Annotated in this window: 6 protein-coding genes; 4 read left to right on the top strand and 2 right to left on the bottom strand. The window is 46.8% G+C overall.

What is annotated here, in order from left to right:
- Positions 1–7 precede the first annotated feature (7 nt).
- From MHN33_RS05745 to fabG, 4 genes are all read left to right on the top strand, one after another.
- A complete protein-coding gene (locus MHN33_RS05745) occupies positions 8–907 on the top strand; it encodes a diiron oxygenase (RefSeq protein WP_239397034.1) in 900 nt (299 codons plus the stop codon).
- Positions 897–2432 carry an NAD(P)-binding protein gene (locus MHN33_RS05740; RefSeq protein WP_239397033.1) on the top strand — a complete coding sequence of 512 codons (1536 nt, stop codon included), beginning with the start codon at positions 897–899 and terminating at the stop codon, positions 2430–2432. The genes MHN33_RS05745 and MHN33_RS05740 overlap by 11 nt, the downstream gene beginning before the upstream one ends.
- Before the next feature lie 54 nt (positions 2433–2486).
- A complete protein-coding gene (locus MHN33_RS05735; protein WP_239397032.1) occupies positions 2487–4130 on the top strand; it encodes a cyclic peptide export ABC transporter in 1644 nt (547 codons plus the stop codon).
- 91 nt (positions 4131–4221) lie between these two features.
- Positions 4222–4959, top strand: a complete 738-nt coding sequence (gene fabG / locus MHN33_RS05730) for a 3-oxoacyl-ACP reductase FabG (RefSeq protein ID WP_239397031.1) — start codon at positions 4222–4224, stop codon at positions 4957–4959.
- A 92-nt stretch (positions 4960–5051) separates the two neighbouring features.
- On the opposite strand, the gene MHN33_RS05725 is transcribed toward fabG, so the two are convergent.
- Positions 5052–5753: a hypothetical protein gene (locus MHN33_RS05725; protein ID WP_239397030.1), complete on the bottom strand. Its 702-nt coding sequence runs from the start codon at positions 5751–5753 to the stop codon at positions 5052–5054.
- Positions 5754–5801: 48 nt separating this feature from the next.
- A complete protein-coding gene (locus MHN33_RS05720; protein WP_239397029.1) occupies positions 5802–12113 on the bottom strand; it encodes a non-ribosomal peptide synthetase in 6312 nt (2103 codons plus the stop codon).
- Positions 12114–12157 lie beyond the last annotated feature (44 nt).

Below are 12157 nucleotides of genomic sequence, written 5' to 3'. Positions count from 1 at the left end.
CATAATTATGAACTCAGCAGAACTTGGTAAGTTTGGTGTAGAGCCACAACGACAACGGGGATTAACAAAGCTCATTGACACGTCGCACCGGCGACCTATGAACTTGGCAGATGTCTTACCCTGGGAAAACACCATAGATAAATCAGTGGCTCCAAAAGAACCAACCCATTGTTGGTTGTACGGAACTTCATTTTACGACAACTTCAGCGAGCAACAAAAAAGTGAGCTGTTGTGGCTGCAAACAGCCCGAGATGTCTCTATGTTCATTACCCTTGAACAGACCTTGCCTGTACTTTACATGGGTTACATCAACAAGTATGGCAGTGAGATCCCAAAAGACATCACTGAATACCTGATGATTTTTTCGAAAGAAGAAATCGTGCATACGATGATGTTTAAGCGTTATCTGAAAAAGGCAGAGTTGCCCATGTACAGCGGTGACGCTGCCATTAAGAACCTGTTGGGCAGATTACCGGACATGCCGCCTATCATGGGTGTACTTTATACCCTGATATTGGAATGGGTGGCTGAACTTGGTGCGCTGTACTCCACTCAGGGAGACAACATTGAACCTCTGACCAAAAAGATGTTTTATGAGCACCATGTGGATGAAGCCAGACACATTTCTTTTGGTAAGTGGCTGTGTGAGTCACACATAAAGAATGCCTCTGCAGAACAACGCAAGGCTATCATTGAAATGGTTTCACCCATGATCAAGCGTCTGCTGCCAGCATTTTCTTATAACCCGGAAATCGCCAGATATACCTCTTTTGACTTCCCGATTTCTCCGGATGATAAAGAAGTACACGAAGCAATTCGCAACAGTCAGAGCAATCAGGCTCTGAACGAAAAACGCTTTGCGCCATTGACCCGCTGGATTGTAGAACAAGGCCTGTATGAAGACTGACAACATCTGGGATGCTATCTGTGTTGGCTCTGGCATCACCAGCCTGGCATTTGGTGCGCAAGTGGTCGCTAAAGATCCACATGCAAAAATACTCGTGCTGGAAAAACACAGTGTGGCGGGTGGGTACGCCACACTGTTTACACGCCCTCGCAGAGCACAAGCGTATTTTGACTGTAGTATGCACAAGATATCAGGCTCCCGGACAGACGGCGGTAATTTTCGCCGACTGTTTGAGAACCTGGATCTTGGAAAAGAGCTGGATATGGTGGAACATCCCGACCACTTTCAAACGTGCTTGCCCGAGAAGCAGTTCTCATTGCCTAATGATCATAAAAAGGTCAAAGAGATCTTATTGGCCCACTTCCCTGATGAAGAAGCAGGCCTTGAACAATACTTTGATGAGCTGCTGATTCATGGCAAAGACGCGTATTATCACTATCAGATAATGACCGGCAGCTACGATGTAGATATCAAGAACTTACGTTTTGCACACCGCAACCTGAAAGACATAACCGTCGCAGAAGCACTCGATGCCCGCTTTAAAGACGGTATGCTGAAAGAAATTTTAGCCGCGGCCACCATCTATGTCGGCGGTTTTGCAGAAGATATGAGTTACCTTTATTATTTACACGTGGTGTATGCCACCCTGTGCCAGGGTAATGCTTACATCAAAGGATCTGCGCAACAGCTTTCTGATGTATTGGTCGCGCGGATCAACAACAGTGGCGGCCAGGTTAAGACTAAAGCCGAGGTGTTGCGGATCACCAAACTGGAAGACGCTCTTTTTAAGGTCGAAACCAAAAAAGAAGCGTTCTTTGCCAGGAAGGTATACGTCAATGCCGCACCCCACCATGCATTGAATAAACTCTTTGATAGTGCTCCGGAACTTGAAGCTGCCAAAGAGAGATTATCGGTTTTAAAACCAGCGCGCTCCACCACAACCTTGTACCTTGTAACTAAGCAACCACCTCAGACGCTGGGCGTTGAGTCCAGTGAATCTATGATATTCAGTCACACTCAGGAACAGTGTATGGCCGCCCGCAGTGCCCTGAATGAGACTTCTCCTGAGCAGGATTATGAAAATGCTTTTTGGCATACCGGCCCAATGGAAGTCACGAATTATCACACTTTGAATCCCGACGGTGGCAACGTGTTGTGCGTCAATGTATTGGATAGCGTTGAACACTGGCCTGACCGCAAAGACCCAGACTATAAAGGGAAAAAACAAAGAGCAATGTCGGTGATGATGGCAAGACTGCTCAAAGCCAAACCGGCGCTTGAAGGGCATATAGTACATGCTGAGCTGGCCACACCGAGAACATATTACAGGTATACATATAACGAACAAGGTTCCGGATATGGCGCGGTAGTTCAGACAAAAAACTCAGCGCATAACTTCCATCATTTTTTCCCGTACAAAAACGTGAAATTTTTGAGCGCATGGGCATCAGGCTCTGGCTATGAAGCCGCATTTGTCTATGCCGAAATGATGGCGCAAAAATGGCAGTCTGCACCGCAAAATTGAATCCAGAATCCAGATTTCTAACGTTCATTAAAGGACAATCAAAAGGCATCTCTGATGAGACTTTTAAACTATTTATTTAAAGACTCAGTTGCAAAACTGAGCGCCATATCTGCCGCCTCAATTGTATCGGGTATTGCTGGTGCGTCTTTGGTTGCTATCATTGGCAAAGCAGTGACGGGTGATGGCGATGCATCCCAGTTAGGGTTCATGTTCTTGGGGGTTTGCCTGCTGTTTGTGTTGACCAAGTCCTTGTCGGAAGTGGCGCTGCTTAAGCTTACACAAAATAAAATGATCCAATTGCGTCTCAGGCTGGGACACAAATTACTATCAACGTCTCCGAAAAAGCTGCAAGAAATAGGCAAAGACGGCCTGATGGTTATTTTAACCAGAGACATTGATAACTTTGCCATCGCATTTCAGGTCATCCCTGGCGTGTTAAGCAGCGTTATTGTGCTCACGGCCTGTATGGCGTACACCGCCTGGATCTCCATAGAAGTGTTTGTCATTTTTGTCATTACGATGGTGATTTGTGTAGGCGGCTACCTGGTGGCAGAAAGAAGCCCAATGAAAGAACTGTCTATGGCACGTGAAAAGCTTGGTGATCTCTATCGTTACCTGCGTGGGCTCGTGGATGGCAGCCGTGAGTTACAATTAAACCAACACCGCAGCAATGCCTATATCAATGACAATATAGGACATCATGCCAAAGAATTTGCTGGTTTGTATGTCAACAGTATGGGACGTTACACTTGGACCAATAATGTGGGCAATATTTTGTTTTATCAGAGTATTGCCGCTACCTTGTTTATCGCCCCGTTATTTTTCGATATTCCTGCAGAAGAAACCATCGCAGCCACACTGGTCATGCTTTATGTTATACGCCCCATCAGCGAGATACTGTTTGCCATGCCCAGCATAAGGCAAGCCACTGTCAGCCTCAACAAAATCAAAGAAATCGACGACAAACTGTCCAATGACACCAGCATTGCCAAATCACATGCCTTTGGCAAGGAGTTCAAGTCACTGGCGCTGCAAGAAATTAGCTTTACCTACAGCAATGCAAATGACGAATCTTTTACCGTCGGGCCAATTTCGTTGGAGATCAAACCTGGAGAAATCTTATTCATTGTCGGTGGCAACGGCTCAGGAAAAACCAGCTTGGGCATGCTTATTCTGGGATTATTTCAGGCGGAAGAAGGCAAGATCAGGTTTAACTCTACAGAGATCAATAAAGACAACCTATTGGATTACAGACAATATTTCTCGGCAATCTTTTCTGATGGCTACGTTTTCGAAGAGTTGCCAGAGGCATGCTCTGAGGACAAAGCCGAACTCGCCAGACATTATCTTAAAAAGTTTCGTCTCGACCACAAAGTCAGCATCAGCAATGGGCGTTTTTCGACTACCGCACTGTCTACAGGGCAGCGCAAACGTCTGGCAATGATTTCCACCTTCATCGAAGATCGACCTATCTACCTATTCGATGAGTGGGCAGCAGAACAAGACCCTGAATTTAAAGAAATTTTCTATACAGAAATCATCCCTGAAATGAAGCAGCTTGGTAAGACCATCATTGTCGTTACCCATGATGATGCCTACTTCGACAGAGCTGAGCACACGATAAAATTACAGGATGGATTAATTTCCAAACAGACCGTACAGGCATCCGAATCGAAGGATACAGAGAAAGTTTGGTGAGGAAGCAACTCCCCGTGACAGACGTGCAGCATCAGGCTGACAGAGTATGACTGCACGATATTTACTGTAAAAAAATTGAGGAACTATAATCATGAAAACACCATGGGTCCTGGTAACAGGAGGGTCTCGAGGTATAGGTAAAGGCCTGGTCAAAGCATTTTGCCAGCAAGGTTATGAAGTCGTTTTTACCTATCTGAATTCCAGCGAACCCGCGTGTAAATTGCAAGAAGAGCTTGAAGTTGCAGGCCACAGTGCACGCGGATATCGCTGTAATGGTACAGATGAACAGCAGGTCAATGCGTTTGCCGCAAAGTTGATAGCCGAAAAAGGCGCGCCTGCAACGATTATTAATAATGCAGGTATCACCAGGGATGGATTACTCATGTCGATGCCGTCCTCCGACTGGCTGGATGTGATCAATGCCAACCTGAACGGCTCATTTTTTATGGTTCGCGCCTTTGTAAACTGTATGATTGAAGCTGGAGAAGGCGTCATTATTAATATGTCTTCGGTATCAGGCAGCCATGCCAGTGCCGGGCAGTGTAATTATTCCGCCACGAAAGCGGGATTAGAAGGTATGACTCGCTCACTGGCTGCCGAACTCAGCCGCTTTGGTATCCGGGTAAATGCGATTGCACCAGGCTACATCAATACAGAAATGTTGGACAGCATTCCTGATACAGAGAAGAAAAGTATTCGCAGGAAAATCCCCCTGAGAAGGCTCGGCGAAATTGACGACGTTGCTGAACTGGCGCTCTTTCTGGCATCATCAAAGGCCAGTTATATCACCGGGCAAAGTTTCACGGTGGATGGCGGTTTAACAATTTAGTTGTGTTCACGCCCCCAGGCAGGGACTCCCCTGTAAACGCGCGAAAAAACCCTATTAATGCCCAGTCATGATAGGGTTTTTTATGATGAGTATTAGTACGAATTCCTCACAAAGACTGACTCAAATGATTTGCCTTGCTTAATTGCCAAAAGCTTTTCATCTAGGTTGTCCAGATTAAGCTGGGCTACCGCCAGTTGTGACAATTGATAATTGCGTAATTTTACTGATGGTGCGTTTTGAAACTGGCTTATGGTGTATAGCTGTCGCACTGCATCTATTTCTTGCTGCGTTACATTAAGTTGTTCAACAAACGGGCTTCGTTTATCCACCTGCAATGCAAAACCTTCCTTAAACCAGATGGGTAATCTATGTCTGTCAGCCAGATAACCGACGCGTACTGCCATTTCAGCATGCATCAGTTCATGCGCCATGACATCAACATTCTGCCCCTTTGGGCCGATAAATATATATTGGGTGAACGGTGAACTGCGACTCATACCCGCAGGATTAAAGCCGATATCTAATAACCAAGGGTCATTTGAGACAAAGATAACAGCGTCCGACATTAGCGTATCGAAGTGCTTCAGTACTCTGTGCTCTGCGGCTTGTTTGATCTGCAAAAAGTTTTCTTGCTGTGCGTCATCAATACTGTCATGCAGATAAAAGCCTGGTAAAACTTCCTGATAACTGCCGTATTTTAAAAACGACAGCAAGACCACCTGGTGTTCATACCAGGCGGTCAAACTGCCCGTCAGGAAGGCAACGAGTCCGCCGAGCTTCAATATGCTTTTCATTACCTACCTTTAGCTAACAATATCAATGTTATGGGCTAGAAATCCCGGCTAGCTTATCAGGTTTTTCCTGCGTCTGCTACGACGTCGATTTTCAGCTCGCTGTGACACTTCATCTTTCATCTTATCCTGATCATCCTGACCCTGAATAAAACTGGCAAGTTGTCGGACGGTTCCATAGGTGTATAGATCCACCATAGTCAGAGTCACAGAGTCTCCATAATGGTTTTGCAATTTGCTAAACAGGCTGAAAAGTTTCAAGGAATTGGCCCCAAGATCAAAGAAGTTATCGGTCACAGAGATCTCCGACAAGTTCAGTACCTGCCGACATAGATTTGCGATCATTTGTTCTTTTTCACTTTCGGCATGTACCATCACATTGTGACTGCGCTTTTGCACCGGTGCGGGCAATTTTTGCTTATCCACTTTACCATTTGGCGTCAACACAAATGCTTCCACAAAGATGAAAAAGTCCGGATGCAGGTGTTTAGGTAGCTGGCTGTGTACCAGTGCTTTTACGGCCTGCTCTGTCGCATTTTCATTGCAGGTACGCACATAACAAAGCAGCTGCTTATCAGCCCCTTCACCAGTCACTGTCAATACCACCTGCTCTACCAGCGGACACTGGCTGACGACAGCCTGTATTTCTCCTAATTCAATACGGAAGCCACGAATTTTAATTTGCTCATCTATGCGACCAAGATACTCCAGCATACCGTTTTCATCATACCTGACAAAGTCTCCGGTTTTATAAAGGGTTCGAGTTTCTCCCGTTGCAAAGGTATGGCTGATAAAACTCTTGCAGGTCAGCTCCGGCTTATTGAAATAGCCGGAGGAAATGCCACGCCCTGCGATAAACAGCTCGCCCGGGACTCCTGCTGGCACCAGATTCATTGCCTGATCGAGCACATACAGCTCGGTATTGGCGACCGCAGTACCAATGGGGACAGGCCCGTCAAGCGCTTTATCAATCCGGGCAAAAGTCGTATAAGTTGTGTACTCAGACGGCCCATACAGATTGTAAACGTGTTCAACGCCAGCACCATACACTTTGTTGACCAGAGTTCTGGATAACGGTTCACCTGCCAAACCCGCAACCTGTACATGTGCCAAAGATACGCCGGCATCAAGCAACCTCTCAATCGCGGAGGGCACAGTATTGATAAATGTGATGTTATCCGCCGCATCCAGGGATGCAAATTCCAGCACATCATTCACCAGATGCACAGTTCCCCCCTGAGTTAAAGGAAAGAAAATTTCAAATACCGACAGATCAAAACAAATAGAGGTTGCTGCAAGCATGCCACGGTATTGTGCCGGGCTAAAGGTATCTGCGGCCCATGAAATAAGCCCTGTCGCTGCCTTGTGGGATATTTTCACCCCTTTTGGTGCGCCAGTTGAGCCTGAGGTATAGATAATATAAGCAAGATCATCCGGATGAGCGTCCGGGACAATCACATCGGAGAATACACACTCTTCCAGTACGACTTCATCCAAAACCAACAGCGGCGTTTTACTCTCACCGAGTCTTGAAACGAACTGCTGTTCGGTCACAATAACACGAGGTTGTGCGTCCGAGAGAATATAGCGGATCCGCTCTTCAGGATAATTAGGGTCCAGTGGCACATAGCAGGCCCCTACTTTTAAACTCGCCAGCAAGGTCACAATCAGATCTGTGTCCCGGGTTTTATAAACACCGATGCGATCCCCTTTCTGTACTCCGGAATGTTGCAGATGTCTTGCCAATTGCTCCACTTTGCGGCTCAGTTGTGCATAGCTTAGCTGAGATTGTGTGGTATTTACTGCCAGCTGCTGGGGGTAACGTCTTGCTGCAACATCAAACATGCCGTGGATGAATGTCGGCTCAGATAACGGAGTGACAGCTCCTTTACCCAATGCCATAATCCGGGACACGTCAGCAGACTCTAATAATACTTGTTTGCAATGGCTTTGATTCTGGTCATTCACCATCAGAGTGAGCACGTGTTGATATACACTCGCAAGCTGCTTTACATAGTTTAAACTGTGGTTCTGGCTGTGATAGAAGGAACAAGTTAATTGCTCGCCATTCGCTGAATGCATACAAGACAACATCAGATCGATATTGTTACGTGCCAGACTCTTTGCAGACAGCACCTCAAATTCATTCAGGTTATCCAGAGCCTGATAAAAATCGTATTTGATGAAATTAAACAGACAGTGAAGTTCAATTGCCGTGTTTGCCGAGATCTCAGACAGTGGCAGAAGGCGATACGGCAGTGTTTCGACCTCTTCATTAAAAACCCGCTGGATAAGATCTCGCCACGAACATTCGACCAAATCAATTCTGAAAGGCATGTTGTTCAGGAACAACCCGAGGGTGTTTTCAGCGCCAGCAACCTCCGGACGGCCGTTGGTAACTAGGCCAGTCAGCACATCCTGCCTACCAGAAAAATGCCCCAGCATCTTAATAAATGCGCTAAGCAGCACCGTTTTCACATTGGTCGACGATTGCCCTGCCAGGTGTTTAATTTTGCATACCAAGTCACGATGCAACTCAAACTCATACACGCCCTGACGCAGGTTAGTACTCGCTTGTCCCTGAACACGGTGCGTATCATCTAATCGCAGCGCTGTTGCATCAGACAGTTTTTCGCACCAGTACTTTATCTGGTGTTCCGAGCCAAGGCTGGCAACCTCTTGTGCAATATAGGCATCATAACCTAGTACATCATGGTCCTCGAAGTGGTGCTTCCCGTTGCTGTATAACTCGGCAATTTGAGCAAATAACCGTGCTGAACTAAAGCCATCCAGAATGGCATGGTGTCGGCTGATAATTAAATGGAAAGTTGTTGGGGAGATGGCAATCACAGCCAGACGCAGTAAACCAGGCTTTCGCCAGTCAAAACCAGTTTGCTGAATAGTGTGCTCTAGCTCACTGATAAGCGCCTGCTGAGATGTGCTGCTTTCAGCAGACAAATCATAATACTCCACCGGTACTTTAACCGTTTTATTGACTAGTTGCAGCGGTATGGAGTAACTCGTTAAATCAAATGAGGTTCTTAACACCGGATGCGCTGCTACGATGTCATCCACCACAGACTGAAGCTTTTCCAGATCCACCGGTGCAGCAATTTTGAAGTTGTCCACATCGATGTAAAGACCGTTTTGCTGACTGTGCATCAACATGCCAAGTTGCAGTCTTGATAGAGGGTAGGCATTTTCACATGTCTGAGGCAACGCACTCCGGTCCTGCGCCGGGACCAGCTGCATCGGTTGCAGACGCTCGGATTGCGTCACCGATGCCACCTGACTATCCAGTGTGGCAGCAAGGGCTTTGAGATTTGCTGATTTCAGCATCTGCTGCAACGATACGTCGTAACCCAGTTTCTTTAGTTCGACACGCATCTGAATCAGCTTGATCGAGTCTCCCCCCAGAGCCAGAAAGTTATGGCCCACACCGATATTGGATTTATTTAGTAACTTTTCCCAGATTTGAACCAGAGCGATCTCGGATGCTGATTCAGCGGCCTCAAACTGCGTATCCAGTGAAACTGGATTGTCACTCAATGCCAACAAAGCCTTGCGGTCCAGCTTACCATTGTGGTTAAGCGGGACTTCTGCTATCTGAAAGTAATCACTTGGTACCATAAACCTGGGCAGGACGGCATTCAGGTGACTGCGTAAAGCCACACTGTCAAAATCCGGTGTCCGGGTTTTCACGTAAGCATTAAGCTTCTGCCGGCCATCCTGCCATTGCGTAACCACAACATGGCCACTCATCACGCCCTCAAACCCCTGAATAGCGGCTTCAATTTCTTGTAGTTCAATCCGATAGCCATTGAGTTTAATTTGTTGATCTTTACGGCCTAAAAACTCGATTTGGCCATCAAGACGCTGCCTGCCCATATCACCGGTGCGATACATTTTGTCACTCAACTTCGGGTCAATCGTATTGCTGACAAACGCGGCATGAGTTTGTTCAGGCCGGTTGAGATAGCCAAGCGCCACCCCTTTTCCGGCAATGACAATTTCTCCTTCCAGAGTCGGCGCAACTAAGTTCTGCTGATCGTCCAAAATGTACACTTGCCCATGGCTCACTGGCCGCCCAACAGGAACCAGTTCCGTTTCGGGCCAGGTATCGGTGAGATCGGAAAAACATGCCCCTACAGTCGTTTCAGTTGGTCCGTAATGGTTAATGATTTTACTGTGTGGAAAACGAACCCGCAGAGCTTCTGCCAGTTGTTTCGGCAGTGTCTCTCCGCCCAGCAAGATATACTTTGGTCCGGCAGGCAAAGGCCCGTCGGGTAATTGCTCTAAAACCAGTTGCATCAGGGATGCGGTAATTTTTAAGATCCCCGATTGCTTATCGGCACACAAAAAGTGCTTTAGTGCTTCGAGTTCCTGCCCTTCCGCAATAACAGCAACAGGATTACCCGTCATTAAAGGTGGAAATAAGCTACTCACCGTTGAGTCAAAACTCACCGTGGCAAAAAACGGGGTAATGTTATCCGGCGTTAAAGTGACTAATTGTGTTATCCAGTTGAGGTAATTCATTAAATTCTGATGCCGTACCTGCACCCCTTTGGGTTCCCCGGTAGAGCCAGAAGTATAAATCGTATATACAGGATCAGCAGCTGACACCGCCAAAGCCAGGTTTTCAGCAGCTTCATCCCACATCACCGACAGCTCAGGTAATACCATAATACCGGCATCGCTGAGGGACGCTAACCTGGATACATAATGTGATGTAGTCAAACACTGTCGAATACTGGCATCGCGAAAAATATAAGCGATACGTGCTTCAGGGTATTCAACGTCCACCGGCACATAACACCCCCCTGCTTTACATACCGCCAAAATACTCACCAGAGTTTCAACGGAGCGCCCCAAAAACAGTGCAACACGATCGCCTGGTTTGACGCCGTTTGACACTAAGCGTCGCGCCAGGCTGTTTGCAAGACGGTTTATGTCGTTAAAAGTATATTCTTGTTGATCGACGCCAATCACGGCAATATTGTCAGGCGTCAAACTGGTTTGATATTCGAATTGTCCGTGGAATGTGGGCTTGACTGTTATTGCCGTATCACCAGTGAAATTACGTGCAGCAAGGACTTTTGAATATTGCGTTCTGAATTGGTGTCTGTCAGCAGTCAATTGCTCAGGCGCACAGAGAAAGTGCTGCATCAATTGCTCAAAGGTAAACCTGAGATAGTCCATCAGTCCCTTTTCAGTACGCGCCTGATTTACTCCCAGTGTTAAGCGCATCTCACTGTCCGCACTACAGCAATGAAGAAACACATCCTGATTCATGTCTTTGATTACACAACCCGATGTCAGTTTCAGTGAGCGCGCAGTACTGCTGCCATCCCATAAGCGAAGTGACTGAAAGCCAAGATTTAATCTGTCAAGTACAAATCCACAATCGAGCGGATCACAATAGTTTTGTATTGTTTTTAACTGCGCACAAGCATGGGATGTCTCGACACAAAAAGCCTGAAAAGATTGCTCATTATGGATCTCAGCCTGGTAATTCACTTGCCTGGCTAAAGGACCAATCACGTCTTTTAATTCAGGGTAATTACGGCCGTCAGTGACCAGTGTCATACTATAGGTCGACGCGTCCAAAACCGTTGCCAAAGTTAGCTGCCACACAGACAGTATCACATCTTCCGGCGCTATCTCTGACGTGAGACTTATGTCGCGAATTCGCTCCCAGTGTTGTTCATTGAGCGCAAAAGTCGTCGCACTGACATCGCACTGAGGGAGTTGATTACGGAGAAAACACCCGGGCTGCTTCTCTCGTTGCGGTACGGTTATCAGCTGCTGAGAGGAACTGTCTTGTTCCTCTGTTTGCTCTGTAAACCAGTCGACCAGGTCAATATAATGCAGTACCTCTTCATCATGATCCGCACACCCCTGAGAGTTCAAACGAGTCACCACGTCCTGTATCAGCAACTGCAGGCTACGGGTATCCAGTTGCAATTGCGAGCCGCCAAACACAATGAATGACTTATCCGCATCCGCGGTTTGTTGAACGGACCAATAAAAATGTCCCGTCTGGTGCCGTAATTGCTGATGAAAGTCAGCCAGACTTTTTTCTGGTGACTCGAAACCGGGTAGCGTAATCTTCGTGGCAGCGGCGTTATCAACGATAAACTGCAGAGGAAAGCCATCCTGTCCTGACTCCGTATAGTCACACCGTAAGATCTCAAACTTTGCTAACAGCTCTGCAATGGCTTGTTCAAAAGCCACAGGCTGAAACTGCCCTTCGATCGTAGCTCCGACGCTTAGCAGGCTATGACGATTAAATTGCTGGCTCTGCTGCCATTGAAACTTTTGTTCTGGTGATAAGGCATAACCTTCGTGAGAAGAAGTGTCCATTAATGAGTCCTATTGATAATAATTCACAGGTTACAAGTTGTGTT

Source organism: Pseudoalteromonas sp. OOF1S-7, assembly GCF_022347765.1.
Taxonomy (GTDB): Bacteria; Pseudomonadota; Gammaproteobacteria; order Enterobacterales; family Alteromonadaceae; genus Pseudoalteromonas.
The sequence above is the reverse complement of the archived record's forward strand: the minus strand, read 5'-3'. Positions and strand labels throughout refer to the sequence as shown.